Source organism: Sphingomonas oligoaromativorans (genome assembly GCF_011762195.1).
Lineage (GTDB): Bacteria > Pseudomonadota > Alphaproteobacteria > Sphingomonadales > Sphingomonadaceae > Solisphingomonas > Solisphingomonas oligoaromativorans.
On sequence record NZ_JAASQK010000010.1, the window covers coordinates 42,502 to 68,556 of the forward strand.

The 26,055-nt window shown below is 62.6% G+C and carries 25 protein-coding genes; 12 read left to right on the forward strand and 13 right to left on the reverse strand.

Annotated elements, in window-relative coordinates:
- Nucleotides 1–145 precede the first annotated feature (145 nt).
- Nucleotides 146–2,749 carry a type I restriction-modification system subunit M gene (locus FHS98_RS16630; protein ID WP_167107787.1) on the forward strand — a complete coding sequence of 868 codons (2,604 nt, stop codon included), beginning with the start codon at nt 146–148 and terminating at the stop codon, nt 2,747–2,749.
- Between the two features lie 82 nt (nt 2,750–2,831).
- Here the strand turns inward: FHS98_RS16630 and FHS98_RS16635 are convergent, their stop codons facing one another.
- Nucleotides 2,832–3,203 carry a hypothetical protein gene (locus FHS98_RS16635; protein ID WP_167107790.1) on the reverse strand — a complete coding sequence of 124 codons (372 nt, stop codon included), beginning with the start codon at nt 3,201–3,203 and terminating at the stop codon, nt 2,832–2,834.
- Nucleotides 3,204–3,295: 92 nt separating this feature from the next.
- On the opposite strand from FHS98_RS16635, the gene FHS98_RS16640 reads away from it, so the two are divergent.
- Nucleotides 3,296–3,514 carry a helix-turn-helix domain-containing protein gene (locus tag FHS98_RS16640; RefSeq protein WP_208402338.1) on the forward strand — a complete coding sequence of 73 codons (219 nt, stop codon included), beginning with the start codon at nt 3,296–3,298 and terminating at the stop codon, nt 3,512–3,514.
- Nucleotides 3,515–3,981: 467 nt separating this feature from the next.
- On the opposite strand, the gene FHS98_RS16645 is transcribed toward FHS98_RS16640, so the two are convergent.
- From FHS98_RS16645 to FHS98_RS16655, 3 genes are all read right to left on the reverse strand, one after another.
- Complete coding sequence (locus FHS98_RS16645; RefSeq protein ID WP_167107793.1) at nt 3,982–5,967, reverse strand: AAA family ATPase; 1,986 nt, start codon at nt 5,965–5,967, stop codon at nt 3,982–3,984.
- A 217-nt stretch (nt 5,968–6,184) separates the two neighbouring features.
- Nucleotides 6,185–6,439 carry a helix-turn-helix transcriptional regulator gene (locus FHS98_RS16650; protein ID WP_167107796.1) on the reverse strand — a complete coding sequence of 85 codons (255 nt, stop codon included), beginning with the start codon at nt 6,437–6,439 and terminating at the stop codon, nt 6,185–6,187.
- 381 nt (nt 6,440–6,820) lie between these two features.
- Nucleotides 6,821–8,095, reverse strand: coding sequence for a tyrosine-type recombinase/integrase (locus FHS98_RS16655; protein WP_167107799.1), 1,275 nt, complete (start codon nt 8,093–8,095; stop codon nt 6,821–6,823).
- 387 nt (nt 8,096–8,482) lie between these two features.
- Here FHS98_RS16655 and FHS98_RS16660 point away from each other — a divergent pair, with 387 nt between their 5' ends.
- A complete protein-coding gene (locus tag FHS98_RS16660) occupies nt 8,483–9,814 on the forward strand; it encodes a tyrosine-type recombinase/integrase (protein WP_167107803.1) in 1,332 nt (443 codons plus the stop codon).
- Between the two features lie 106 nt (nt 9,815–9,920).
- Here FHS98_RS16660 and FHS98_RS16665 read toward each other — a convergent pair whose 3' ends face one another.
- The 9 genes from FHS98_RS16665 to FHS98_RS16705 form a co-directional block, all read right to left on the reverse strand.
- Nucleotides 9,921–10,142: a helix-turn-helix transcriptional regulator gene (locus tag FHS98_RS16665; RefSeq protein ID WP_167107806.1), complete on the reverse strand. Its 222-nt coding sequence runs from the start codon at nt 10,140–10,142 to the stop codon at nt 9,921–9,923.
- 153 nt (nt 10,143–10,295) lie between these two features.
- On the reverse strand, nt 10,296–10,532 hold the full coding sequence (locus FHS98_RS16670) for a DUF2274 domain-containing protein (protein ID WP_167107809.1): 237 nt from the start codon (nt 10,530–10,532) through the stop codon (nt 10,296–10,298).
- Nucleotides 10,529–11,560: a TraB/TrbI/VirB10 family type IV secretion system protein gene (locus tag FHS98_RS16675; protein ID WP_341786087.1), complete on the reverse strand. Its 1,032-nt coding sequence runs from the start codon at nt 11,558–11,560 to the stop codon at nt 10,529–10,531. Before FHS98_RS16675 ends, FHS98_RS16670 begins: the two co-directional genes overlap by 4 nt.
- 155 nt (nt 11,561–11,715) lie before the next feature.
- The gene (gene trbG, locus FHS98_RS16680; RefSeq protein WP_425057356.1) at nt 11,716–12,633 is read right to left on the reverse strand and encodes a P-type conjugative transfer protein TrbG; all 918 of its coding nucleotides are present in this window, start codon (nt 12,631–12,633) and stop codon (nt 11,716–11,718) included.
- A complete protein-coding gene (gene trbF / locus FHS98_RS16685) occupies nt 12,630–13,400 on the reverse strand; it encodes a conjugal transfer protein TrbF (RefSeq protein WP_167107815.1) in 771 nt (256 codons plus the stop codon). The genes trbG and trbF overlap by 4 nt, the downstream gene beginning before the upstream one ends.
- 3 nt (nt 13,401–13,403) lie before the next feature.
- Nucleotides 13,404–14,621 (reverse strand): P-type conjugative transfer protein TrbL, encoded by a 1,218-nt coding sequence (gene trbL / locus FHS98_RS16690; protein ID WP_167107818.1) that lies wholly within the window; start codon nt 14,619–14,621, stop codon nt 13,404–13,406.
- 86 nt (nt 14,622–14,707) lie between these two features.
- Nucleotides 14,708–15,430 (reverse strand): P-type conjugative transfer protein TrbJ, encoded by a 723-nt coding sequence (gene trbJ, locus FHS98_RS16695; RefSeq protein WP_167107821.1) that lies wholly within the window; start codon nt 15,428–15,430, stop codon nt 14,708–14,710.
- A 169-nt stretch (nt 15,431–15,599) separates the two neighbouring features.
- The gene (locus tag FHS98_RS16700; protein ID WP_167107824.1) at nt 15,600–16,040 is read right to left on the reverse strand and encodes an HlyD family efflux transporter periplasmic adaptor subunit; all 441 of its coding nucleotides are present in this window, start codon (nt 16,038–16,040) and stop codon (nt 15,600–15,602) included.
- Between the two features lie 607 nt (nt 16,041–16,647).
- Entirely contained in the window at nt 16,648–16,794 is a 147-nt protein-coding gene (locus tag FHS98_RS16705; protein ID WP_167107827.1) for a hypothetical protein, read from the reverse strand.
- 212 nt (nt 16,795–17,006) lie between these two features.
- On the opposite strand from FHS98_RS16705, the gene FHS98_RS16710 reads away from it, so the two are divergent.
- The 9 genes from FHS98_RS16710 to virB11 all read left to right on the forward strand — a co-directional run bounded on the left by FHS98_RS16710 (nt 17,007) and on the right by virB11 (nt 26,042).
- Nucleotides 17,007–18,275: a TIGR03118 family protein gene (locus FHS98_RS16710; RefSeq protein ID WP_167107830.1), complete on the forward strand. Its 1,269-nt coding sequence runs from the start codon at nt 17,007–17,009 to the stop codon at nt 18,273–18,275.
- A 181-nt stretch (nt 18,276–18,456) separates the two neighbouring features.
- Nucleotides 18,457–18,897 (forward strand): lytic transglycosylase domain-containing protein, encoded by a 441-nt coding sequence (locus FHS98_RS18905; protein WP_341786091.1) that lies wholly within the window; start codon nt 18,457–18,459, stop codon nt 18,895–18,897.
- On the forward strand, nt 18,894–19,193 hold the full coding sequence (locus FHS98_RS16720; RefSeq protein WP_167107835.1) for a TrbC/VirB2 family protein: 300 nt from the start codon (nt 18,894–18,896) through the stop codon (nt 19,191–19,193). Before FHS98_RS18905 ends, FHS98_RS16720 begins: the two co-directional genes overlap by 4 nt.
- A 5-nt stretch (nt 19,194–19,198) precedes the next feature.
- Complete coding sequence (locus tag FHS98_RS16725) at nt 19,199–19,483, forward strand: VirB3 family type IV secretion system protein (protein ID WP_167107838.1); 285 nt, start codon at nt 19,199–19,201, stop codon at nt 19,481–19,483.
- Between the two features lie 8 nt (nt 19,484–19,491).
- Nucleotides 19,492–21,900, forward strand: coding sequence for a VirB4 family type IV secretion/conjugal transfer ATPase (locus FHS98_RS16730; RefSeq protein ID WP_167107841.1), 2,409 nt, complete (start codon nt 19,492–19,494; stop codon nt 21,898–21,900).
- Complete coding sequence (locus tag FHS98_RS16735) at nt 21,897–23,126, forward strand: TrbL/VirB6 family protein (RefSeq protein WP_167107844.1); 1,230 nt, start codon at nt 21,897–21,899, stop codon at nt 23,124–23,126. The genes FHS98_RS16730 and FHS98_RS16735 overlap by 4 nt, the downstream gene beginning before the upstream one ends.
- Entirely contained in the window at nt 23,123–23,971 is an 849-nt protein-coding gene (locus FHS98_RS16740; protein ID WP_167107847.1) for a TrbG/VirB9 family P-type conjugative transfer protein, read from the forward strand. Before FHS98_RS16735 ends, FHS98_RS16740 begins: the two co-directional genes overlap by 4 nt.
- Nucleotides 23,968–25,041, forward strand: coding sequence for a TrbI/VirB10 family protein (locus FHS98_RS16745; protein WP_208402339.1), 1,074 nt, complete (start codon nt 23,968–23,970; stop codon nt 25,039–25,041). The genes FHS98_RS16740 and FHS98_RS16745 overlap by 4 nt, the downstream gene beginning before the upstream one ends.
- The gene (virB11, locus tag FHS98_RS16750) at nt 25,038–26,042 is read left to right on the forward strand and encodes a P-type DNA transfer ATPase VirB11 (RefSeq protein WP_341786088.1); all 1,005 of its coding nucleotides are present in this window, start codon (nt 25,038–25,040) and stop codon (nt 26,040–26,042) included. The genes FHS98_RS16745 and virB11 overlap by 4 nt, the downstream gene beginning before the upstream one ends.
- The last annotated feature ends 13 nt before the right edge of the window (nt 26,043–26,055 follow it).

Consider the following 26,055-nt stretch of genomic DNA (forward strand, 5'->3'; position numbering starts at 1 on the left):
CCGACGTGGGGTAGGCCTTCAATGCGGGCTGCAAAAATGTATCCGCTTTTTAATGGCTTAAAAAATCAGTCGGTACGCGAGCCAACCAGGCGCTAGTTTCGCGTGGAGTCCATGCGCTCATGCTCTTGCCAACAGGCCGCCACCCATGGCACAGAAGAAAAATCACGTACACCGTAGTGTAAGGTATTTTTTGGTGCTCATGAATCCTCAGCTTTTCTGCCCGATCCGGGGTGCTCTGAAGGCAAAACTCAAAGCCAAAGATGGGCTAACCTTCACAGAGGAAAAGCGGCGAATCGATTGCATTAACTTACTCCTGTCCAAGGGATATCCCAAGGACCGGATTGAAGCCGAAACGAAGGTCATAAAGTTCGGTCACAAGGGAAAGAATTCCTTGCGCGCTGACATTGTCGTTTACGATCGCTCGATTGTATCCGTAAAAGCGCTCGCTGAAGACAAACGGCGAGGATGCATGAAGATCATTGGTGAGATTAAGCGAGGATTTGCCGACGCTGATTCCGCGAAGAGTGAACAACTTAAGCCCGCACTCGATTTAATTCCTTCTACCGACGTCCTTGGAATTTATTGGGATGACGTAGAGCAAAGCATCTTCTATAAGAAGGTGAGTGGCTCTGTGATCGAAACAGTGGAAGCATCCATTGCTATGCTTCCCGCCTTTGGATCGCCACTGGCCGCAAAAGATATCCATTATGGCGATCTGAAACCTGACACCGACCTCGTGAAGCGGTTCGCTAGGCTCGATGACATTCTGCATCAGGCCGGGCATTCGAAGGATGACCGTTATGACATCCTGTTTAAATTGCTCCTCACCAAAATTTTTGATGAGCAAAGCAATCGCCCAAAGAATGGACGGATGATCGTTCAGGATTTTAGTGTCGGTGATGTTCCCGACAGTGACATCTTGGAGATCTTCGAAAAAGGGCTTGAGTCAGCGCTGACGCTGTATGGCTCTCATCTTCCGAAGAAGCCTTCTAAGAAGATCGGGTGCTCAGGTGCGTCACTGCGCCAAATCGCTAAGATCATCTGTCCTATCGATATCCTGGGATCTTCTCCGCAGGTTATCCAAGACTTTTTTATGTATTTTGGTCGGTCACTCTACAAGGTCGATCTGGCACAATATTTCACGCCCTACGAGGTGATCGACCTCATTGTCCGAATTGTGAACCCGAAGTTTGGTGACGTGGTCCGAGACCCTGCATGCGGTACTGCCGACTTCCTGGTCGGCGCAATGCGTGTTGCCGAGGAACGGCACGGTGCAAACATTGCGGCGCAGCTTCACGGCGTGGACACAGCAGATATGGCCGTGACACTTTCGGTCTTCAACATGATCCTGAATGGCGACGGATCGTCGCATATTGAGCAGGGGGACAGCCTCAAGGAGTTGCCGAAACACGAAGGCAAGTACACCGTAGCACTGTGCAATCCACCGTTTGGAACACGGATTGTTGAGAAGCGGAAAGAAGTATTGGCCCAATTCGAGCTTGGTACGGAAGAAGTTTCCGGGAAGCGCGTCCCGCTCAAGTCACAGGAGACGGGCTTACTTTTCGTTGAGGTCTGCCTTCGATCGGTTCGTGCCGGTGGACGCGTTGGGATTCTCTTGCCTAACGGCTACCTCGGCAACCGCGGCGGTCGCTACCAGGTGTTCCGCGAATGGTTACTTCGGCACGCCCGCGTTGCCGCTGTGATCGGCTTTCCGCGCTTCACCTTCAAGAAGTCGGGCGCGGACGTATCCGCCTCAGTGGTTGTTCTGGAAAAGCGTGAGGAGCCACTAGCCGACCTCTCCACAATGGCCGACTTCCCCATCCACTTTAATCTAGTGGAAAAGGTGGGCTGGGACCTTCAGAGTAAGCGGTCGGGCCGTATCTATAAGCGTGATCCGCGTGACGGGTCGCTGGTGCTTGATGCTGATAGCAATGAACCAGTGCTGGATGCCGATTTCGAACGGGTTCTGTCTGACCTCTATTCGTCGACTGTCGTAGACGCATTTGACTGGCTGGCCGACGGTGTAACTGGTGCCGCATCGACAGGTGGATGGATTGTGCAGGCCGCTGATGTCATTGCGCGGAGCGATCTCTGCCTTGATCCGAAGCGGTGGTCATCGAAGCATGCGAGCCTTGTAGAGGCAATCGCTAGTGTAAATCACTTTAAGATCTCCGACGTAATTCGCCCTGTTTCCCGTCGTTTGAAGAAAAAAGCCGATGCGACATACCGCTACGTTGAGATAGAGAAAATGTATGAGAGCTTTGGCGCCTACATTTCAAATGACTATTATGGCTGGGCACTTCCCGACCGAGGTAAGCAGGTGGCGGCACCGGGAGATATATTCATCGCCAACATCTGGTCTAGTGCTGGAAAGTGGATGATAGCTGGCGACGAGGCATCGGACGGTCACCTGATCGTAACGACTGGATGCACTCACTTTGAGATTATCCCTGGGCAGGAGCCATTGCTTCCCGATCTGGTGTTCGGTCTCTCATCAGAAGCGTTTCGCGTACAAATGCGAGCGTTGGCAACAGGCTCCGACGGATTGTCCTCCATCGCCACGGAGGATATCTGCTCTGTTATTCTACCCAAGATCACAACGGGCGCGGTTCGAGAACAGTTCCGCGACCGCGTGGCGGAGGCAAAGGCAGGACAGCTCGTGCTGCCTCGTGTCGTTCGAGAGGAGCTAGCCTTGACCGCGCCCGGAACTAACGTGCCTCTCCGTTCAGCGCATGTGGTCCAAGTCTAATCCCAAAGGGCAATGTCGTGCTTTCGCGCCTTCCCCCCTCCCCACAATCGGTGATGCTGCGCGGACGTTGAAAGTGGACAAGCTAGAATGCCCGCTTAACTTCCGCCAACCAACATCGGCCCTCGTCAATTATCGCCGGCCGTCCGGGAGCCTGCAACGCACTCATGTCTCGCTGAAACACGAAGTTCGTGCGGTTCACCGTGAAGCCGTTAAATGTGACTTTATCCGAGGTGAATGCCGCACGGACCGTATAAGCCCTCCCAACTCCCGGGAACAAGTATGTAACTGTTCCAGCTTCTTCGTTGAGCGTCACATCCATGGGGGCTTTGGAGATCAGATCATCTCCACCGCCACCACCTGTTGCTCCCGGATTAAGCTGGCATTTGAGGTAAATTGGCGCGGCCTGAGCCGCACACGGGATGATAATCAAGGCAAGCGCAATCACGTGCTTCATAAGCTCCTCCATCGCTGGAGTCCTACGCAACAAATCCTTAATAGGGACTATATTCCCTAGAGAATATATGCCCGACCGCCATCCATCGTTGGATGGACGATTGGCGCGACATTGTTGGGATGAACGTGAGGCGATTCCGCCAGCGTGCCCAGATGACGCAGGAGCAATTGGCATTCGCGGCGGAGATCGACCTGACCTATGTCGGCGGCATAGAACGCGGAAAGCGCAATCCGTCAGTTCTGGTTCTGGTCAGGATCGCGAGGGCGCTTGGCACGGAACCAGCCGAATTGCTGAAGGCTGTTTCAAAATAAGCGGAACTGCAAAGATCAGCGACCCGGCGTTAATGTGTTAATTTCTGCATTAGTCATATCTAACAATCCCTTACGGGCATAATTTCCTGTTTTCTTCATGTTGATTTGAGCCTTCGACGTTGCATCTAGAAGTTTGCGCACGGCGCAGCGGGGAAATAGGGCGATTACAGCGCTGGCTCGCGGCAGGGGTATGCACGGGGGCGGCAACGCTTGTTTCGCGCCCCAGTGCCCGGCGCTGTCGGCCTGTGTGGCACCTTGCGGCGTGCGCAACGCACCTACCCCACGCTGGCGGCGAAATGCCGGGTGTAAAGCGGGCGACAATGGTGCGTTGGAAATGGTGCGTTGCCTATACAGGGTAACGCAGCAACGCACCCTTGGGGGTGCTGCTGCTCCCTGCGGGTTCGGGTGGCGTTAAAGAGGGGCAACGCACCCCCAACGCCCCCTCGGCGCGGTGCAACGCACCCGGCTCAATCAGCGCCTCCTGTGGGAAGATCGACCGGGCGGAGCCACTTCGCGCCCGAGGGACCGCCCGGCGTGTCCTCCAAACGACCGACACCCTTCAGCCGGTCAATCGCGGCGCGGAGTCGCTTTTGGGTCAGGTTACGGCGTCCGGCGACATGGACCCGCTGGGCATCCAGCCAGCGACCTGTGGGACGCTTACCCGTCATCACCTCCTCACGAACCCATTCGTCCACAAATGCGTCATCATCGTTTGCCTCCGCCGCGTCGTCCACCTCGGTCCTGAACGGATTGTCTGAATCAGCGCCATCGCCCGCCAGCGGGGGCACAACGACGAGCGACGACATATAATCGCCGTCCTCATCAATCCCGATCTGAACCGGCTGCAAAAGGAACTTCGTGCTGACGCCGCTCGTCCCGTCCTTCACCTTGGTAAGCACAAATTCCGCTGCGAGAGCCGCGCTGTCCTTGTCGCGCTGGCATTCAATCACAAAGTCCATCGCTGCATGAAGGCCCGACCATCCGCGCATTCCTCTCGAAGCATCCTTGCCGCTGTGGTGGATGAGCAGAATGACGCCGCCGAGCCGCAATTGGAGGTCGCGGAAGATGCTAATCATTTCCGCCATGGCGCTGCTATTCTCGTCCAGCCCGGCAGATGCGTGAGCGAGCGTGTCGATACACATCACGCCGCCGGCCCAGCCGTTTTCCGTCAAGGTCTCGACCAAAGTGTCCCGATCCTCTTTCTCGCGCAGGTTAATCGGGTCCATGATGACAGCGATGTTCGTCCGCACGTCCTCGGGCGGAACGACGGACATAAGCACCTCGGGGTTGCGCTGCGCCGCCTGCGCCAATCGCCATGCTTTCACGCGACTGGGAACGCCACCCTGCCCTTCGAAAGGGACGTAGACGGCGGGAGCCTGCTTGATGCGATGGTCAAACCATTCCTGCCCGTTTGCGATGTGCGCCAGCAGATCGAGTGTCAGGAACGATTTGAACGTGCCTGAATCGCCGTAGATTGCTCCAATGCCCGCGTCGGGGATGACTCGCTTCACCAACCATCGCAATGGCGGCTGGCGCTCCAAATCGCCGTCCAGAAGCAGACGGAAATGTCGCTCGTTGTGGGGTGCCGGTCCTGACCAGAACAGACCGTCCCTCATCGCCTTCCCGTGCACCAGTGCTGCGGCGTCATTATGAAGGTGCTGGATCGCAAGCGCCATCGTGCTTCGCGCATAATCCCTTCGCTCTGCCTTCTCCCGCTTACCGAGACCGGACAGGCGAAATGTGCGCCAACATTCTAGCGGTGATTCCGTAATCGGCAGGAGCAGCTTGATGAGCGCAAGGTCCGCCTCGGATTGAGATTCGTAGCGATCTTGCCAATCGCCACAGAACAGGCGTCCCAACTCCCCCTCATCTTCCGCAGCCTGTGCCGCAGCGGCGTAGTCGGGCACGTCATCCCCGGTAAGGTCAATCTCAGGGGGCGCTTCCGGGGTCATCTGCGCAACCATGTTGGTGAGCAGGGCCTGCCGTTCCGCGATGGGCTGGTCCCGCACGACATTGCCTGTGCAGATGATAAACCGCTCTTGCGAATACACCTCCACACCGTCGCGGCGTCTTCCCTTACCGATGGCTCCGTTGACAAAGACGTGCCACCCCCGCCCGGAGCGAGACAGTTCCGTATAGCTGTCAGCTTCGACAATAATGCGCTGATGCCGTTGAATGTGAACGTCCGGGGTGCCGTCCTTCACATCAAGGTCGATGCAGGCAAACGGATCAGATTCATGCAGCATGAACCCAACATGCCAACCGCGCTCCGCTGCCGCAGCGCAAGCGGCTTCGAAGCTGCTCCACGTGGATGGATTGGTGCTGCTGGCGAGGCGTCCGTCAAGTGAACGAGGTGCCTTATCTCCATCCAGACCAGGACTGATGCACCATTGTGGGCGCTCTCGCAGTTCTGACGGGATGTGCGCCCAGCGCTCGGTGGTCGAGTCAGACATGACGCGCCTCCCTGCCGGTGGGGGTATGTGTCAAATCTTGCGAGTCGCCATCTACACTCGGCGAATTTTTACTCGGCGCGAATTTCCCGAATAGTTCGGCACGTGTTGATGTTTGCGACCTTCTGCCGCTTTCGGTTACACTGCTACTGTTCACGGTAATACTCCCGCGGCAGGACATGGTGGACGCCCGGTCCTGCCGCTTTTCGTGAGGAAAGGGTCAGGCGGCGATTTGCTCGCTGGTGCTGTATCGCGCCCCGGTGGCCAACCATGCCAGCACGTCGCGCTCGGCATACCGGACGATACGGGTTCCGGGCGGAGCGAAATGGCGAAGGGGAATGCCACGCCCTCGGTAGCCTTCGAGGGTGTCGACCGACACGCCGATAAGCTCGGCGCATTCCTTGGGATCGAGGGGACGCCCTTTGGGCGTATAATTGAACAGCTCGCAAAGCTGCTCGAAAGACAGGTCAGACATACACGCAACTCCGGCGCATCCTGCCAATGGCAGGTCCGTCATGCCTCCGAGTTTTGTGTCGTCACCTGCCCCAGTCGGCTTCGGGGGTGTCCGGGGCCTAGGGGGCTTTCACCCTTGCGCCTCACCGGCTTGCGTCTCTGGAATTTTCCTCGTGGGCACGCCCCAGTGCGGCGCTGCCACCTGTAGGTGACGGTGAAAACCTTATGCTACCGGCAGCTAGTCGCGCAAGCTCTTATTTTCGCTTGATAAGCACATGCTTAGGTCGCGATTCGGACACCTTGTAGCAGAGCCGTGGGGCGCGATCGGCGCCCCGCCGCCCCTGCACCGGCGGCACGCTGTGATCGGGGCTGTAATCCCCGCTATAGCGGCCCCAACCATGCGTCACGCGCGCTGTGGCATGGGGACCACGTTCGCGCCGTTTGCCTGTGCCGCTTGCTGCTCAATCCAGTCCGCAATGCGCTGGGTTTCGGGTTTGAGATATTGGAGGCGGGAGGTTTCGAGATAGTGCTTTGCCGTGACCGATCCGTTGGGAATATGGTTCGTCAGCAACTCAATCTTAGTGAAATCCACGGCGCAGTTGGCAACGCCGATGGTGATGTAGGTCCTGCGCAGATCGTGGTTCATGATCTTCGTTCCGGCAACCTCGCTGATCTTCCGCCGGGTGTCGCGCGGGTCAATGATATGCCCTGCTCGGCTCCATGAAGCGAACACATGGGGATTGTCCTCAACCCGTGCCCGCGCTTTCAGCAGAGCAATCGCCTGCGACGACAACGGGAGCCACACAGGATTCCGGTTCTTGGGGTCGGGCAAATGGAACCAGCCTTCCTCCAAATTGACGCGATCCCATGTAAGGGACGCAGCCTCTTTCAGGCGGCATCCGGTCAGCAGCAGGAACATCGACAGGTCGATGGCAGCGAGCGTTTCCCGATTTTGCGTCTCGCCGCGCCACTGTTCCAGCGCGCTCCACACCGCGCCAATCTTGGAGTCGGGCACGCGGCTGGTGCGCGGCATCAACTGAATCCAGTCGTCTTTGAGCGCACTGACCGGATTGTGCGTGATGACGGGCAACCCGTCCGACCGCCTATAGCGGCGGCTGGCGAAGTTAATAAGGGCGCGCAGCACGGCAAACGCCTGATTTGCTTGGCCGGGTGCCCCTGCCTTCCCGCGCAGGCCCTTAGTCAGCATCTCGCGATATCGCTTCCGCACGTCGTCCTCGGTGATGGACGCGATTGGCTTGGACAGCCACGCCTCAAATGTGGTGGTGACGTGACGCTCAATCACGTCCGCGCTGGAACCCTTGAGCTTGCCCGGTCGGTCCTTGTAGGCGTCGGCCACATCGCGAAGTGTCACCGCTACCGCCGCGTCATGCTTCTTGGCATCGCGCGGGTCGATCCCCTCCCGCATGTCCTGCAACAGCTTCTGCGCCCGCTTGCGCGCGGCGTCCTCGGTGTAGGTGCCATACGCGCCGATGGTAAACTGGATCGACTTGCCCGCGACCCGCCCCATGACGATGAACACCCGGCGCGGCGGCTTGCCCGGTTCGGCTGGCGGAGCCACCCGTAACCCGTAGCCCTTCACCGCCTCGTCCCAATGAATCTGATAACCCTTCTCTGGCGCTTGGACCTTGTCGATAAACGCCTTGGTGAGCTTCACCATATGACCTCCTTCTAGCGCATTTCTAGCACGCAGCATTGTGCTACGACGTGCAGCTACGAGCGCGCAAGGAGGTTAAGTATCTGATTTAATAGGTGTTTACGGGCTGTTGCGTGCAGCTACGGGTTACTGCCGGGCCGAGTGTCCCAAACTTGAAAACCGGCGACGGGGCAACCCGTCCGTGGGTTCGAATCCCACCTCTTCCGCCAAATCCCTATCCAAAGCGGTTCGCAGAAGGCCACCAGTATCGACATTTTCGGCTGAAAACCGACGTTTAGCTGACCGGTTCGGCTTCGGCCGTTCGTAATCGTTCGAACCCATCCAGTGATTCGGAGGGTATAAAACGAGGTACGCGCGGTCGAAAAACGAGGTACTTTCAGGAGACCGAAATTGCTGACCGATGCGAAGGTCCGCGCCGCCAAACCGCGCAGCAAAACCTATAAGCTTTCGGATACCAACCGCCTGTTTCTGATGGTGACGCCGAGCGGCGGAAAGCTCTGGCGCTGGAACTACGATTACGACGGCAGGCACAAGAGCATGGCCTTTGGCGCCTGGCCGATCGTCTCGCTCGCCGACGCGCGCACGAAGCGCGACGAGGCATACACCGCCCTTTGCGAGGGGCATGATCCCGCCATCGTGAAAAAACTTAGGATCGAAGCGAACCTGGAATCCAGTCGGCAGACTTTCGAGCGCGTGGCACGCGATTGGCATGAGAACGCCCGATCACAATGGGCTCCGATCCACGCCCAAGACGTTATCCGAAGTCTGGAAAGGGATGTTTTCCCAACAATCGGCTCCTTGCCGATCGCGCAGCTCATACCGCCGCTCATCCTCTCCGTTCTGCGTGAGGTAGAGTCGCGCGGTGCGATCGAAACCGCCAAGCGCATCCGCCAACGCATCTCGGCCGTCTTCGTCTACGCGATCGCCAAGGGTATTGCTCAATCTGACCCGGCCGAGAAGCTTGGCGCGGTCCTCAAGCCCCTGCGTAAAGGACGCCAGCCCGCCATCACGGACCTGGTTCCTCTTCGTAGAATGATCCTGGTGGCGGAAGAGGATTATGCGCGCCCGATCACGCGTCTGGCCCTGCGTCTTCTTGCCCTCACAGCCGTGCGACCAAGCGAACTGCGCGGCGCCCGTTGGGATGAGTTCGAGGATCTTAATGGCAAGGAACCCGTGTGGCGCATTCCTGCGTCCCGAATGAAGGGCAATATCGAACGGAAAGAGGAAGTAGACGGCGACCATTTAGTCCCGATGACAACCCAGGCGATCGCGGTGCTCAAGGGATTGTGGCCGCTGACGGGAAATGGACCGCTGCTTTTCCCGAGCAATCGACACCTGCATCGACCAATGAGCGAAAATGCCCTCGGCTATCTCCTCAACCGCGCGGGCTACCACGGACACCATGTCCCTCACGGGTTTCGCGCTGCTTTTTCAACCATCATGAACGAATGGGCGGAGCGCGAGGGGAAGGATCATGATCGCAAGGTCATCGACCTGATGCTCGCTCATGTGCCGAAAGAGAGGGTCGAAGGAGCCTATAATCGCGCCGCCTATATGCCTCGCAGGCGCGAACTGGCGGAGATTTGGGCCACCATGTTGAGCAAGGGCCTGCCTGATCCCATCGATCTTATCGATCGGCCCTCAAAGGTAACGGGCGTCCGATTCCGGTGCCGGTTCGCGCCTCGCGTCGATGGTGAATTCCGTTTCCCGGTCAGACGCTGAATAGCCAACTAGTGCGGCGACTGATAGTCAGTCGCCGCACATTTATCTTTGAAGTACAGATATTTGTATCACTAATCTAACATTTTGTCGTATGTGAGCAGCGATCTCAGATCCGACGCTTCTTGCCTTCGAAGCCATCCTTCACATCATTGATCCAGGCAATGAGTTCCTTCTCGCTCCAGCGAGAGGCAAATGCCGAGACCTTATATGGTGACGGAAATTTTCCAGCCTTGATAAGGCCGTAGATCATGGTCTTACCGAGCCCCGCACGACGCTTGACCTCCTCCAACCGGATCAGACGATCGCCGGTTTCCAGTTCATCTGCCATGAGCGGAGCCTCCCCCAAACGAGGCTGCTGTCCCACCTTTATCGAGGCCGCAGCCTGAAATACCGCGTGTCAAATGTCGGCGCTCGTTTCGCCGTGGCCCAACGACACCGCGTCTGGCGCCGACAAGGATGGCGTGCCCGCGAAACCAGGCCATCATCGGCCCTCCTTCGACACTGTGCCTGTCTGGATGCCGCGGACGAAGGCGCGATCACTGGCCAAGAAGGCTTCGAGCATGTGCGGGATGAGCTCTGCGACAGGCTCTTCGATACCATAGGTCTGCCGATAGAGCTCGGCGTAGGCGGCCAGCCGTTGATGCAAATCCGGCAGTACCGAGATCGCCAGCTTGACCGGCGTCCGATCCGGAAGTTGGCCGAGTTTGAGGGCGTTCATCGGATTTCCTCCTTCCATGGCCTGAGTATGAGATCGCGTTGGACCAGCAAGCGTACGGGCGTTCCCGGCCGGACGGTGATCGTCGGCTGAATATCGAGTGCCTTGGAGATCAGTTGATCCCCTGTCCGCGACACGCTCTGCTGAGTCGAATGGCGGATAGCCTGGGTGAGTCCGCCCCGGCCGGTGAACTGGACCTCAGTACCGATGCCGAGCAAGGTCGACAGCACGACGCCCTTGAGCAGCATCCCATCATGATGATCGATCCGATCTTCGAGGCCGGCATAGCCCTCGACATCGGTGCCCGGCATGTTGTCGAGGGCGAGCGAACTGCCATCGGGCCATAGGAGACGCTGCCAAACGAGTAGCGCACGTCGTTGGCCAAAGGTCACCTGGCTGTCATAGCTGCCGACAAGCCGACTTCCTTGGGGAATGAGCAGGGCCCTTCCCGTCGGTGTGTCATAGACATTCTCCGTGATGAGTGCGGTCACCAGACCGGGAAGATCCGAGCGCAGGCCAGTGATGAGACTTGCCGGGATCACGCTGCCGGCCGACAGAAGCCAGGGCGACACCGGAAGACTTGGCTCATGCGGGTTTACCGCGCTCCCGATCTCAAGCGCCTTCATGAACCCGATTTTTTTCTCTTGGTCACTGGCATCGGTCAGCGAGCCAACCGTCGTGTGGGTTCCCGTTTCCTGCTGCGGCGTGATCGCAGTCCCCTGCGCCGGTGATATCGGCGCCCGACCCCCACTGTTTTGCACGAGAATGGGGGACTGGCGAGCAGCGCGCAACTCATCCACATTGCGCGTGAGGGCCGCATTCGATGCCGGCTCTGCTTTCGCAACAAGCATTGCCTGTTGATGCTCGAGGACGGGTTTGCCCAGGTCACCCGGCAGCGGTGGCCCGAGTTTCGGCGCTGAACCGTAGTTTGTTGGCAGACCATTGAGCGTATCGGGCGATCCGACCGATGCCGGCTGCGACAGATCGGTCGGCTGGTCAGCCGCGCGATGCGCGTGCGGGCGCAGAGCCACGACGCTGAGGGTCGCGATCGTCCCGGTCGCAGCCACGGTCGCCCCAAAGATGACGCCACGCCTGAAACGCGCCGCACGATGTGGGCGACCTCGTAACACGAGGGTTTCAGGGTCGACCTTGGCGTGTGCAGCGGCGATTGGGTCTGGCTCCCCCATCACCCTTTCCTCGATCCGGCGGAGATCATGCGCGTGATCCGAACCACGTCCTGATGCTTCAATCCGAGTCGGAGTTCGGCCGCGTCGAACAGACGGTCGACCACATAGAAGTGGCCCTGCATCCGATAGTTGACGAGTTCGGCCTCACCCTTGGGACCAGCGAGAAACAAGGGCGGCGCCTCACCCACGCTGAGTGACTTGGGAAACTCGATGTACGTCTGTCGACCATCGTCAAAGGCGCGAATGGGCCGCCAGTCTGGGCTGTCGCCCGTGACGCTATAGTCGAAATGTAGCTTCGTCAGGTCGAGCCCGACCGCAATTGGGCTGGCTTCAGCCGCTGCCCTTGTGGCGCGCTCGATCGCGAGCAGCTGATCCTGTGGATAGGTCCAGGAGACCGCGGTCATCGCGGTGGCGGGCGTGCTGATCAGTGACACATGGTAGCTGCGCCGGTCGGTCGTCACGACGATGTTGGTGGTGAGCCCGGCCGAGAAGGGCTTCACGAGGATGTGAGACCGTTTTGCGTCGCCCGTACCGCTGGTCGTATCGCCTATCACCCAGCGCGCCGTGTCGCCGGACGCGACCGCTCCCATTACCTCTCCGGGCTGGAGCATGATGTCCGTGACCTGACCGGGCGCGGCATAGGCGCGATACACGGCCCCGTCGGCAAAAGGGTATATCTGCATCGCGTTGACGAATCCCGATCGCATCGGAGACAGAGTAGCGCTCCGGTTGGCGCCGGCGACGGCCCGCATTTCGGCTCGATTCACAGGTGCCGGCCTTTCGGCAGGGGCCATCGACGGACGAATGTCTGCTGCCGGCGCAGATGTTGCTGCAGCCGAAGTGGGGACAGGAGGACTGTCAGCCGCGATCAGCGCGACCACGCCCAGAGCCAGCGGTGAGATCGAATGGCGCTTCACGGTTGCACCTCCTGTTGAACCGGGGGACTTTCGGGCATCGCTAGCCGGGGCGCCGCTGGTGTCAGTGGAACGGAAGCCATGGACGGCTCGATCTCGCGGCTCCAGTCGATGGCATCGACATAGATGCCGAGCGGGTTCTTCCGCAGGATATCGGCGTTGGCGGGAGGCCGTTGCACGATCGTCAGGATGGCAGTCCAATGGCTGGTGCCCGAGAGTGCTCCACGCGAATAGGCTGTTTCGATCCACTTCACCTGGAACGAGCGGTCGGATGCGCGGACGACGCTGATGACCTGAACCGAGACGGTTCTGTCTCCAATGTTGGCGAAGGGATCAGCCGAGCGTGCATATCCATCGATGGCGGAAGCGCCACGGCGCGTGACGAAGTCATAGGCCTCGAGCCAGCTTCGCCGCATGAGCACCGGATCGAGGGAAACGCCCCGCACGTCGGTGATGAAGTGAGCCAGATGCCACGCAATTTGCGGATCGGTCGGATTGTAGGTCGATTGAAGCTGTTCGACTGCCCTCGCCGCGCCGAGCCTGTCCACCTCTACGACATAGGGAATGACGCGACTCTGGGCGGCTTGCCAGACGATCCCGGATGCGAGGCCGCCGGCCAGCAACAGCGTACCGAAGGCCATCAGACGCCAGTTTCGCGCCTGACTTCGAGCGGAGCCGATACGCTCGTCCCACATCTGACCGGCCCGTTGATAGGGCGTCGCTGGCGCAGGCGTATCGCCGTAGCGCTGGACTCCACGTTTGAAGAACATGGTCTATTCCTCCTTCTCGTCGATATCGGGAGTGGCGGACGCGCCCCCACCGTCCCCTTCCTTGAGCGTCTGCACGGCCGTCTGCCGATGGTGACGCGCCGTCTGCTCGGCGCGCAGCTGCCGCGCCCAATCGGGCGTGCCCGCGGGTCCTGACGGCGAAGATGTAGCGGGCGATGGCGCTGCCTCGCTCTTCCCGCGAGCGGAGGTTCCACCAGCCGGGCTTCGAGCAGCTTCCGCTGCCCCTGGCCCGTTGGCAGCGCCAGCCGTTGAGCCGGCGGCTCCCATGGTAGTGCCAGATCGAACGGCCCCCACTCCCCCGCCGGCAGCCATAGTCGCCGCTCCGATTGCAGCGCCGCCGCCCATGGCAGCTGCGCTGGCCACGCCAACCGCGGTGCCGATTGCAGCTCCTGCACCCAGCTGTGGAGCGCCTGCGACCAGGCCAGAGGCGATACCCGGTCCGAAAATCCCGAGGCCCAGCAGCGAGAGAGACGCCAGCACCAGCGTCATGGCCTGGGCGATGTCGGGCTGTTGCCCGTGCACCGCCGTCGTGAACTGAGTGAAGAAGCCGGAACCGATGCCGACGATAACGGCGAGCACCATCACCTTGAGGCCAGATGAGACGACATTGCCGAGCACGCGTTCGGCGAGGAAGCTGGTTCGCCCCCAAAGCGCGAAGGGTACTAGGACAAAGCCTGCCAGGCTGGTCAGCTTGAATTCGAGGATGGTGACGAACAGCTGCACGGCTAGCACGAAGAATGCGAGGATCACGAGCGCCCAGGCGAACAGCAGCACCAGGAACTCCAGGAAATTGTCGAAGAGGAGCGAAAGGCCCGCCATCTTCGAAGCCTGCTCCAGCAAGGGCCACGCAGCCTGGAATCCAACGCCGGCGAGCTTACCGGGGCGGAGCAGATCGTCGGCCGAGAGGGTGTTGCCGCCCGCTTCCAGCCCGATCGCCGCAAAGGATCTGAAAATGATGTCGGCCAGCGTCGAGAAACTGTTCAGGATGAAGGCGAAGGCGCCGACGTAGAGGACCTTGCGGACGAACCGCCCAATCACGTCCTGCTCGCCCCCGAGGGCCCAGAAGAGCCCAGCGAGCGTGACATCGATGCCGATCAGCGTAGCGGTAAGCCGGTGCACATCGCCGCCGAGCAGGCCGAAACCCGCATCGATGTAACTGCTGAAGGCGCTCAGGAACTGGTCGATGATGTTGAGGTCATTCATCGGTGGGTGATCCCTGTCGAAGGAAGACCGCGGGATGCGTCGGGGAATGGGGGCGCACCCCGCGGTCACCCCCGGCCGGCGTGCCTCTAGCGGGGTGTGTAGGCCGTGCCGGTGCCGAGGAAGGCTTTGGCGGCGGCAGCCGCATCAATCGACGATTGCGCGCGCCGCGCCTCGTCGATCGCCTGGGACCGATACTGTGCCGCCATCATCTGCTGGATCTGGAATTGCTGCTTGGTCGCAAGTGCCAGCAACTGGTTGGTCGCCTGGGAGACCTGCAGTGCGCCGACGGCACTTTGGCTCCGTGCCGAGAGCGCCGCGAGCGCGGTGGCATCGCTCTGAACATTGGCCGCTACCTGCGCCTGCAGGCCCATGGTCTGCTTGTAGGCGGTCATGGCGCTGGTAACGCGCGCCTGAGCGCTCGACACCTGCTGGTCGACTCCGCCACTTTGCGTCGCCATGCCGGGGAACAGCTTGGCGAATTCCGTGTCGAGAGTGCCGACATTGAAGTTGATCGACTGAGCCTGCCCCATGAGCCGGTCGATCTGCTGAAGATCGGCGGTCAACTGCTGGAGCTCCGGGAAATTCACGGATGCGAGGTTGCGCGCCTGGTTGGCGAGCATCGTCGTCTCATTCTGCAGCGACTGGATCTGATTGTTGATCTGCTGGAGCGCGCGCGCGGCGGTCAGCAGGTTCTGGGCATAGTTGCTGGGGTCGAACACAATGATGGCATTCGCCGGCGCGGGCCGAAGCATCGTCACGACCGGCATGGTGATCAGCCCCAGCAGGGCAACGCGTGCAATATGCCTCATGACGGGTCTCCGTCGAACGTCGCGAGAGATGGGGCATTGTCGAGCAGCGGAATCGCCCAGTCCGGACCGCACTCCTCGAGGAAGCGGGCCCCGAATTCCGCCGGGCCATGCTCGGCGAGAATCCGATCGATCCGACGCTGCGTGGCGGGGTCCGATGCGCCGCAGAACGTCAGCGCGATTGAGCCGAGGCCCAGCTCGAAGAGCCGATTGCCGCGAGGGGTGACGTACGGGTGACATTGTCTTTCGCGTTGGCGAGCGCGGCGCTGTCACGGGCGATGGTCGCCTCGTCCTGCGCCAGTGCTGCCTGGAGCGGTCTTGGGTCGATCTGGGCGAGCGGCTGACCGGCTTGCACCGATTGCCCCTCGGAAAAGCTCACGCGTAGGATCTGGCCGCTGATCTGCGCCCGTGCGGCCGCCGTGTTGAGCCCCTGCACATGGCCGAGGCCAGCAAGTGTGAGGGGTTGATTACCGTCCTCGGTGATGGCGACCGTAACCGGCACCGATGAGATCTCGCTGGTACTCCGCGTCGCGCATCCGCCAAGAATACCCACGATGAGAAGAGCCGCGATTGATGTCGCATGGTGACCACGAGCGTCGAACAAATCTGCCATACCGTCTCTCCAGGCCAGGCTTGGGAGATGCTCGACAGTCGCCTCAATGACCAATTGAATGAAGAAATTCGCACATGCACCAGATGCATATCAAATGACGGCCGTTCTTCTGGGGATAGGATTTTCACACAGCTTGGAGAAGGTCTCCTTAGCCCGGTCGACCGCCGGACGATGGTGTCGATGACTTGGCTAGGCGCGCGCCTCTGGCCCCCCCCCGCACCGATGTCCCCCAACATTGGCGATCGCCAATATCGATGAACCAGTGCTGCCAAACCCATTCGGCCGGCCTGCATCTTGCTTGCGATAGAAGAACTCATCAGCCAACCAGATTATTGGAAGCATTTCCGAATGGTTCGCAAGGTGATCATGGTCGCTGCGCTCGCCGTAAGCATGGGAACCGCGCTCGTTCCGGCTACTGCCATGGCTCACGACCAGGATGGCTATGGCTGGGCGCGTGACGGGGCTCGGCACGGTGCTTGGCGGCGCGGGCGGCGCACTCGCCGGGCGCGCGATCGAACGCGGCACCAATCGCTGCTAATTAGAGACAGGCCGCCCGCCGGATCATCGCATCCGGCGGACTAGTTTCCAGCAATCCCGGACCAGCAGTTCAGGACAAGCCTGCTGCCTTCACCTCGGCAGCGGCTGCGTTGAATTGCGCCTGGAACGCCGGTTGCTCCATTAGTCGCTCGGCGATCAGCATACCGTAGGACTGGCCGGCCGCCACATCGCCCGGAAAATGAAATTCGCAGATCATGCGATTATGCGCATAGTCCGCCGCCCGCGTGAGGCGCGCTTGGAAGCTGACCGCTTTCCGCCGGAGACCGGCCTCGTCAAGGGCCCGATCAGATGCCCGATCAGGCCAAATTCCGTGCCCGAAGGCGGGCAGAATCTGCTGGGCTTCAGCCGGACGTCAAACTTTTTTCGCTCCTTTGAACCCGTGGGATGGTCACTCGCACCCATGCTCGGGTGAAGGCGCTCGGGCGCCGCCCATCTGTCGATGAAAGGTTGGGCATGAGTAAAATCCGATCGTCCCTTGGATGGCTGATCGCGGGCGCGAGCACGCTTGCGCTGGCCGGCTGCGGAGGGGGCAACAATTCCTCCGGTTCGTCGGGCGGCGGCGTCTCGACGCCCCCCACCCAACCCGCGCCGACCACGCCGGCGACCTCCGCCTATACTGTCAAGGCGCTGGTCTCGAACGTCGCAGGCGCTGCTGCGCAACAGGATTCAAACCTACAGCACGGGTGGGGCGTCTCGTTCGCACCAAATGCCGCAGCCTGGGTGGCCGCGCATGCAGGCAATGTCACCACCGTCTATGACGGGGACGGCAACACCAAGCTTCCCGCAGTCGCCATCCCGGCAGGCGCCAAGGGTACACCTTCAGGCCCGACTGGCACGGTTGGCAACGCCAGTTCCTCGTTCGTGATCAAGAAGAACGGTGTAAGCGCCGCTGCCCAGTTCCTCTTCGACGGCACCGGCGGCACGATCTCGGGCTGGAACGAGAGCGTCGATCCCAGCAACACCGTAACCCTTTTCGACGGCAGCACGCAGGGCGACGCCTTTACCGGCCTCGCCATCGTTACGCAGGGCACCACCAACATGCTGATCGCGACCGATGCCGCGCACGGCACGGTCGATGCCTTCGTCGACAATGGTGACGGCACACTCAAGCAGTCGACGTTGGCCGGTGGCTTCACAGATCCTAACCTGCCGGCGGGCTACAAGCCCTTCGGTGTGCAGACGATCGGCAATCAGATTTACGTCAGCTATGCGCACTTCACCGGCACCAATCCGCTGGAGGATCACGGTGCGGGACTGGGTTTGGTCGACATCTACGATCTGACCGGCAAGCTGGTGAAGCGCTTCGTCGACGTCGGCGGTGCGCTCAACGCGCCCTGGGGCATGGCGATGGCGCCGGCCAGCTTCGGCCAGTTCAGCGGCGATCTGCTGATCGGCGATTTCGGCGACGGCACGATCAACGTCTATGATCCGACAAGCGGCAAGATGCTGGGCCAACTGAGCGACTCAAGCGGCAAGCCCATCGTGATCCCGGGCCTGTGGGGTATCGCCTTCGGCAACGACGCCGCCGGCTTTGACCAGCCCTCGACGACGCTGTTCTACGCGGCTGGTCCGACGCAGACCCAAGGCATCTACGGCCGCATCGACCTGGGCAATAGCGCATCGACCGCACAGCCGGCACCGACCTCGCCGCCTGCCAATTCGGGCCTGGGTTACTAATCGCGTGCGCTCCGCCGTCACCTTCCACAAACACCCAAAGGCGTATCGCGGGTCCCTTGTCGGGGCCTGCGCGATCGCCTTGGCCGTCGCGACGCTGTGGGGTCCGGCGGCCTGTGCTCAGGTGTTCGAGGTCGAGGCTGGCGGAGCGCTAAAGAAGGTCGGCACTCGATATCCCCCGCAGGTGCCGCACCGGCTGCCGTCGTCGCTAGCCCCCTTGGCGGCGACGGCAGTTATCGCTGGAGCCAGTCACAATCTTGCACCCGCCCTGGTCGATGCCGTGGCCCGGCGGGAATCCGCCTACCATGCCGACGCTGTCTCGACAGCGGGGGCGATAGGCCTGATGCAGCTCATGCCAGCGACCGCCCGTTCGCTGGGCATCGATCCCCACGATCCATCCGCGAATATGGACGGCGGCGCGCTTTACCTGCGCCGGCAACTGACCCGCTTCGGTGGACGGATCGATCTGGCCCTGGCGGCCTATAACGCCGGACCGGCTGCGGTCGAACGCTATGGCGGAATACCGCCCTATCGCGAGACGCGCGCCTATGTCGCGGCCACCCTCGACCGGCTGGCCGAGCTGAGCCTCGCCCTTCCCCATCCCAATCTTCGGAGCCTGCCATGAAAACCAACCGCCTCCTGAATGAGAGCAGTGCTCTTGCCAGCGCTGCACTCTCGACTTCAGCCCAAGCAGCGGCGCCGGCGGGAGCCAGTCCCATCCTGGGTGCGGTCACATGGATGCAGGATACGCTGCTTGGTGAAGTCGCCAGCGGCGTCGCCGTGATCGCGGTGGCGGTCGTCGGGTTGATGATGCTCAGCGGCCGGCTCAACTGGCGCTACGGGGCAACCGTCATTGTCGGCTGTTTCATCCTATTCGGCGCGGCGACCATCGTCGGCGGCATCCGAGCGACGGCCGGATAATAGCCATGGCGGAACTGGCCCGCATACCGATCTTCCGCGCGCTCACCCAGCCGCAGATGTTCGCCGGCGTCACCTACAGCTACTTCATCATCAACGGCGTGGTGACCACGGAAGCTTTCCTGATCGCGCGATCCTTCTGGGTGTTTGGGGTGGCGTTAGCCATGCACGGGGTCGGCTATCTCGCCTGTCTGCGTGAACCGCGCATCTTCGATTTGTGGCTGACCCGGGTCAGCCGCTGCCCGCGCAACCGCACCTGGCGGCGCCACCGCTGCAACAGCTATCAGCCCTGAGGTCGTCCATGTCCAAGCCCCGCGAGGAGAAGGCTGGCGAACGCCTGCCCTATAGCCGGATCGCCGACGAGCGCACCGTGGTGCTGCGCGATGGCGGGCTGATGCAATGTCTGCATCTGGAAGGCTTTGCCTTCGAGACGGCCGAGACGCTCGATCTCAACCACCGCCAGGCGATGCGGGACGCGGCGCTCAAGGCAGTGGCAGGATCGCGGTTCGTCATCCATCACCATATTCTGCGCCGCCGGGTGACCGTGGATCTGAGCGGCGAATTCGTCGACCCGATCTGCGCCGAGATCGACCGGCGCTGGCGCGAGCGGATGGGGGCGCGGCGGCTGTTCGTGAACAACCTATTCCTCACCATCGTCCGCCGCCCGCCTAAAGGTAAGGCGGGCTTGGCCGAGCGCCTCGGCGGCCTCTTCTCCCGCGGTCTGGGCACAGTGGAACGCGAGGCGGCGCTAACACGCGAGATCCGCGAACTGGATGCCGCGCGCGAGGCGTTGCAGGCAGGACTCGGCGCCTACACCCCCACTCTGCTTTCCAGCTACGACACACCGCATGGTCCCTGCTCGGAACCGCTGGAGCTTCTGTCCGCCCTTTATAATGGCAAGCTGAAGCCCGTACTGGCGCCGAATGCCGATGCCGGGCACCACATCCCCTACAAGCGGGTGAGCTTCGGCGCCGAGGCGCTCGAGCAGAAGGGCGCGGGCGACAAGAGCTTCGCCGCGATCCTGTCGCTGAAGGAATACCCGCCGCACGCCCAGCCGGGCATGATCGATGCGCTGCTGCGCCTGCCCTATGAAATGGCGCTCTCGGAGAGCTTCGCCTTTGTCGACCGCCAGATCGGGGTGGAACGCGTCGACCTCGCGTTACGTCGCTTCCGCGCCGCGGATGACGACGCACAGAGCCTTCGGCGGGGACTGGTCGAGGCGAAGGATGATCTCGCCTCAGGCCGCGCGGCGATGGGCGAGCACAAGTTCAGCCTGCTGGTGCGCGCGCCTTCCTTGCAGGAGTTGGACCGCGCCGCCGCCGAATGCGCCTCCGCGCTTGCCGACATCGGCGCGGTCCCGGTGCGCGAGGCACTGAACCTCGAGCCCGCCTTCTGGGCGCAGTTTCCCGGCAACGAACATTATGCCGCGCGCAAGTCGCTGATCTCCACGGCAGCCTTTGCCAGCTTCGCCAGCCTGCACGGCTTCCCGATCGGGCGAGCGGACGGCAATCATTGGGGGCAGGCGGTGAGCGTGTTCGAGACCACCTCCGCCACGCCTTATTTCTTCAACTTCCACCGGGGCGATCTCGGCAACTTCTCGGTCATCGGCCCGTCGGGTTCAGGCAAGACGGTGGTGCTGAACTTCCTCGCCGCCCAGGCCGGTCGCTTCGCGCCGCGCACCGTCTTCTTCGACAAGGATCGCGGCGCGGAAATCTTCCTGCGCGGGATCGGGGGTCATTATGCCACGCTGCGCCCCGGCGAGCTAACCGGGTTCAATCCTCTCCAGAACGAAGGCACCCCCGAGGATCGGGCCTTCCTGCGCACGTTGATCGCGCGGATGGTCTCCAAGCCCGGCGAATGCCCGAGTCCGGAGGAAGAAGCGACCATCGCCGCCGCCGTCGTCGCCAATTACGAGCAGGAGCCCGGCTATCGTCGCCTGCGCTTCTTCGTCGAACTCCTCGCCGGTGACCGGCGGCCGCAGCAGGGTGACCTCGCGTCGCGCCTCGCGCCCTGGATCGGCAAGGGCGAGCATGCCTGGCTGTTCGACAATCCGGTCGATCGGCTGGACGCGTCCACCCGCACGCTCGGCTTCGACATGACCGCTCTGCTCGAAGACCCGGTGCTGCGCACGCCGGCGATGATGTACCTGTTCCACCGTGTCGAGCAGAGGCTGGATGGTGACCCCACCGTCATCCTGATCGACGAGGGCTGGAAGGCGCTCGACGACGACGTGTTCGCCGCCCGCATTCGCGACTGGATGAAGACGCTGCGCAAGCGCAACGCGATCCTCGGCTTCGGTACGCAATCCGCGCGCGACGCGCTCGACAGCCGGATCGGCCCCGCCATCATCGAGCAGGCAGCGACGCAGATCTTCATGCCCAACCCGCGCGCGCAGAAGGAGGATTATTGCACCGGCTTCGGGCTGACGGAGCACGAGCTGGACCTGATCCGCGCCCTGCCGCCCGAGGCCCACGGTTTTCTAGTCAAGCATGGCAATCACAGCGTGGTGGCGCGGCTCGATCTGGGCGGCATGCCGGATATCCTGGTGGCGCTGTCGGGCCGGGAATCTTCGGTGCGGCGCCTCGACGAACTGCGCGCCCGCTTCGGCAACCATCCCTCGCAATGGTGGCCGCACCTGATCGGCACGCCGTGGCCCGGGCCGGCAGCAGACGACGATGCCCCACCGCCCCGACTGAGGGCCGCACCATGAGCGCGCAGACCGTCGCCTGCCCGGCCTTCGCCGACACCGCGCCCGGTACCGGCGGCTTTGGCGTGGCCCATGCGCTCGGCTCGGTCGATTGTCATGTCGGTCTGGTCGTGCAGTCGGGCTACAGCCAGCTTTTTGGTCAGCATGGCGCGTTCGGCACGGTGCTGACCGCGCTTCTCACTCTCTACGTCGGCTTCATCGCGGTCGTGCTGATGACCGGCCGGACACGGCTCAGTCTGTCCGGCCTCGCACCCAAAGGGCTCGCGGTCGGGCTGGTGCTGACCTTCGCCACCTCCTGGCCCGCCTATCACGCCACGGTCTACGGTCTGCTGGTCGGCGGGCCGGAGGAGATCGCCAACACGCTCTCCAGCGGCCATGGCGGTACACTCGGCTTCGCCACGCGGCTCGATGCGCTGCTCGATCGCTTTGCCGAGGTGGCCAGGGCGATGGGCGACACCGCACCCGGCGCGTCCAAGGCGTTGGGTCCGCTCGCCGGCCCGCAGATGGCGGCGGCGCTCATGTGGCTGAGTGCGATGCTGATCCTGATCGGATCCGCCGGCGCCCTCGTGCTCACCCGCATCGTGCTGGCGCTGTTGCTGGCGATGGGACCGGTCTTCATCGTGATGGGCCTGTTCCGCCAGACGCGCGGCCTGCTGGAAGGCTGGCTGCGCACCACGCTGATGTTCGCACTGGCGCCGACCCTGACGGTGCTCGCGGGTTCTGCCGCGGTGGGGCTGATGGCGCCGCTGCTCGATGCGATCGCCGATGATCCGGCCTCGGCCATCACCGAGCTTCGTCCGATCCTCGAACTGTTCCTCGGCGCGGTCGTCTATGTCGGGCTGATCGGCATGATGATGTGGACGTCGGCGAGCCTCGTGCGCGGTTGGCGCTTCGGCATCGGCGACGACGCGCCTCCATCGCTGTCGGAGTCTGCATCATCGCATATTTTCCCCCCGCCGCTTTCCGGTGCGGGAGGTGGAGGCGCCGGCCATGCTTCCGCCACAGCCTCAGCCGATCCGCGTGTTGGGCAGGTGATGACGTCGCTCGCGCGCGACGGTGGCGCTGATCCAGCCCCGGTATCGGTGCGCGTCGAACAGACCGCGACCCAGCGTCTCGAGACGCTCGCCGGCGAAAGCACCGTCCCCGGCAGACAACGCCGCACCGAAGGGCTTGGCCAGGGCCTTCGGCCGGCCGCGCACCTTCCCCGACAAGCGGGAGCCATTCGATGACCAGATTAGCCCTTCTCCTGTCCGCCCTTCTGCTTACGTCCACCGCCCAGGCCGCAACGAAGGCGCGCGACCCGCGGATCCTCCAGGCATTCTACGATCCGCATCAAGTCACGGTGCTGCACGGCTGCGCGGGCTTCCAGTCCACCGTCGCGTTCGCGCCTGGCGAGCATGTCGAGAATATCGCGCTCGGCAATGCCGATCTGTGGCAGGCGGTGCCCAACAAGCGCGCCGACCTGCTGTTTCTGAAGCCCGTCGCCTCTGCCGGCCATACCAACATGACGGTGGTGACCGACCAGCGCCGCTACGATTTCGATCTGATCGCGCGCGACGATGCCGCCTGCCATGCCGGGCATGTCACCTACGACTTGCAGTTCACCTATCCCGAGGAGCCGAAGCCGACCCTCGCCGAACTCGCCGCGATCGCACCACCACCCCCGCCACCGGTGCCGACGCACGAGGACGCGCCGCCGCCGGCCGAGCGCAATGCCGCCTACAGCTACACCGGCACCGCCGCCAATGTTCCGATGCGTGTATTCGACGACGGGCATTCGACCTGGATGCACTGGGCCGACGGCGTCGCCGCACCGGCCATCTATTCGCTGGGGCCCGGCAAGCAGGAAAGCGTGGTCAACTACACGGTGAAAGGCGACTATCTGGTGGTGGACGGGGTGGCCCCTGCCTATGTGCTCCGGCGCGGCCCGGCCGTCGCGACCCTGTATGACGATGCCTATCAACAGCCGGTGCTCGATGCCGCCGCCCCGCAGCCACGCGGGCCGGACAAGGCGCATTCGGCTCTCTCCGGGCTTTTCGGCTCGTCCTCACCCACCCGCGAGGCTCGCAAATGATCGCCACCGATGTCCTCGCCACGCGCGATCCGCGCCTCACCATGGCCGATGAGGAGCTGGCCCGGGCCAGCGCCCGCTCCGTGCCCGAGGTCGGCCGCCCGGCCAGCGCGGCCGAGGGGATGGGCCTCGCCGTCGGGATCATCGGCGCCGCGATGATCGGCGGCTTCACCATGCTGAGCCTTGCCCATCACCACGCCGACACAGCCGCCGCCAAGGCTGCACCTCCTGTGGTCGCGGCGGCGCCCGTCCGCGCCGCGCCGAGCCCCGTGCCGCCGCCCGCTTCCGCTATGGGCGCAACCATTCCATCACCACCTGCGACTGCGATCGTCCCCCGTGTCTCGCCGGTACTCGTGCTCGACAATGGTCCGCCCTCGTTCTCTGGCCGTGGCGGCGGGCCGGTGCCAGCGGTCGGCGCATCGCCCCCCGCCGGATCGCATCAGGACGGCAGCTTCTCTCCTGATGAGCAGTTCGCCGCCCGCACCGGCGACGAGCCGGTGCCGACGAGCCACGTCACCCATCTCGATCATCCAGGAGAGGTGGTGGCGCAGGGCACGATCATCCCGGCCGTTCTGGAAACGGCGATCAATTCGGACCTGCCGGGCTATGCCCGCGCACTGGTCAGCCGCGACGTACGCTCCTTCGACGGATCAAAGGTGCTCGTCCCGCGCGGCTCCCGCCTGATCGGCCAGTATAAGAGCGCTCTTCAGGCCGGGCAGTCGCGCGCTCTGGTGGTGTGGAACCGGTTGCTCCGCCCCGACGGCACCTCGATCCAGCTCGGTTCGCCCGCGACCGACGACGTCGGGGAGACCGGGCTCGCCGGCAAGGTCAACAGCCATTTCCTCCAGCGCTTCGGATCGGCCATCCTGTTATCGGTGATCGACGGTCTCGCTGGCGCGATCGGCGGTTCCGGTAACACGGTGGTACTGGGATCGGTGGGCGGGAGCTCGGGCGCCGCCGGCGTCGCGTTACAGAACCAGATCAAGATCTCCCCCACCGTGCGCGTGATGCAAGGCACCCCAATCCAGGTGTTCGCGGCACGCGACCTCGATTTCACGGACGACGGCCAGTGAGCGCCGCCGAGCCAGTGTCGATCGGGGATCATGCCTCGGCAGGCATTTATCTACGCATCTACCTGCGGCCGTTCGCCCGCTTCCTCGATCAGTCCGACGTCACCGAGGTGATGGTCAACCGTCCCGGCGAGCTGTGGATCGAGCGGGCCGGCCAGACGGCGATGGAACGGATCGATGCTCCAGAGATCGACGATCAGTTGCTCGCTCGCCTTGCCGCCCAGATCGCCCGGACGACACATCAGGGGATCAATCGCGAGAGCCCCTTGCTCGCCGCAGTGTTGCCGGACGGGCAGCGCGTGCAAATGGTGGGGCCGCCTGCCACGCGCGCGGGCTGGGCGCTCTCGATCCGCCGTCATTTGACCGTGCAACGCCCGCTGGAAGCCTATGAACAGCCACTACCCCCGCATGTCGAAGCGCCGGCCGACCGGATGGCGCGGCGAGATGATCTGCGCGAAGCGCCGGTCGCCTTTCTGCGTGAGGCGGTGAAGGCGCGGCGTACGGTGCTGATTTCGGGTGGCACCTCCTCGGGCAAGACCACTTTCCTCAACGCGTTGCTCAAGACAGTGCCCGCCGGCGAACGCATCATCACGGTCGAGGATACGCCCGAGATCGTCGTGTCCCAGCCCAACGCGCTCGGTCTGGTGGCGGTGAAGGGCGAAATGGGTGAGGCGAAGGTGACGGTGGAGGATCTGCTCCATGCCTCGCTCCGCCTTCGGCCGGACCGGATCATCGTCGGCGAGATCCGGGGACGCGAGACGGCCACCTTCCTGCGCGCGATCAACACCGGCCACCCCGGCTCCTTCACCACGGTCCATGCCAACACGCCGGAGGGCGCGCTCGATCAGATCGCGCTGATGGTGATGCAGGCCGGCCTTGGCCTCTCGCGCGAGGAGACGATCGGCTACTCCCGTTCTCTGATCGACGTGATCGTCCAGCTCGGCCGCGTCGACGGAGAAAGACGCATCACCGACATCCGCATCCACGGCAACGCAGCAATTTGAACCATCCGGCTCC

Bases quoted from the DNA above. Each gene is read 5' to 3' on its own strand.
- FHS98_RS16630 (WP_167107787.1), top strand. From the start codon at position 146: ATGGCACAGAAGAAAAATCACGTACACCGTAGTGTAAGGTATTTTTTG.
- FHS98_RS16635 (WP_167107790.1), bottom strand. From the start codon at position 3,203: ATGAAGCACGTGATTGCGCTTGCCTTGATTATCATCCCGTGTGCGGCT.
- FHS98_RS16640 (WP_208402338.1), top strand. From the start codon at position 3,296: ATGGACGATTGGCGCGACATTGTTGGGATGAACGTGAGGCGATTCCGC.
- FHS98_RS16645 (WP_167107793.1), bottom strand. From the start codon at position 5,967: ATGTCTGACTCGACCACCGAGCGCTGGGCGCACATCCCGTCAGAACTG.
- FHS98_RS16650 (WP_167107796.1), bottom strand. From the start codon at position 6,439: ATGTCTGACCTGTCTTTCGAGCAGCTTTGCGAGCTGTTCAATTATACG.
- FHS98_RS16655 (WP_167107799.1), bottom strand. From the start codon at position 8,095: ATGGTGAAGCTCACCAAGGCGTTTATCGACAAGGTCCAAGCGCCAGAG.
- FHS98_RS16665 (WP_167107806.1), bottom strand. From the start codon at position 10,142: ATGGCAGATGAACTGGAAACCGGCGATCGTCTGATCCGGTTGGAGGAG.
- FHS98_RS16670 (WP_167107809.1), bottom strand. From the start codon at position 10,532: ATGAACGCCCTCAAACTCGGCCAACTTCCGGATCGGACGCCGGTCAAG.
- trbF (WP_167107815.1), bottom strand. From the start codon at position 13,400: ATGTTCTTCAAACGTGGAGTCCAGCGCTACGGCGATACGCCTGCGCCA.
- trbL (WP_167107818.1), bottom strand. From the start codon at position 14,621: ATGAATGACCTCAACATCATCGACCAGTTCCTGAGCGCCTTCAGCAGT.
- trbJ (WP_167107821.1), bottom strand. From the start codon at position 15,430: ATGAGGCATATTGCACGCGTTGCCCTGCTGGGGCTGATCACCATGCCG.
- FHS98_RS16700 (WP_167107824.1), bottom strand. From the start codon at position 16,040: ATGGCAGATTTGTTCGACGCTCGTGGTCACCATGCGACATCAATCGCG.
- FHS98_RS16705 (WP_167107827.1), bottom strand. From the start codon at position 16,794: ATGATCTGCGAATTTCATTTTCCGGGCGATGTGGCGGCCGGCCAGTCC.
- FHS98_RS16720 (WP_167107835.1), top strand. From the start codon at position 18,894: ATGAAAACCAACCGCCTCCTGAATGAGAGCAGTGCTCTTGCCAGCGCT.
- FHS98_RS16725 (WP_167107838.1), top strand. From the start codon at position 19,199: ATGGCGGAACTGGCCCGCATACCGATCTTCCGCGCGCTCACCCAGCCG.
- FHS98_RS16730 (WP_167107841.1), top strand. From the start codon at position 19,492: ATGTCCAAGCCCCGCGAGGAGAAGGCTGGCGAACGCCTGCCCTATAGC.
- FHS98_RS16735 (WP_167107844.1), top strand. From the start codon at position 21,897: ATGAGCGCGCAGACCGTCGCCTGCCCGGCCTTCGCCGACACCGCGCCC.
- FHS98_RS16740 (WP_167107847.1), top strand. From the start codon at position 23,123: ATGACCAGATTAGCCCTTCTCCTGTCCGCCCTTCTGCTTACGTCCACC.
- FHS98_RS16745 (WP_208402339.1), top strand. From the start codon at position 23,968: ATGATCGCCACCGATGTCCTCGCCACGCGCGATCCGCGCCTCACCATG.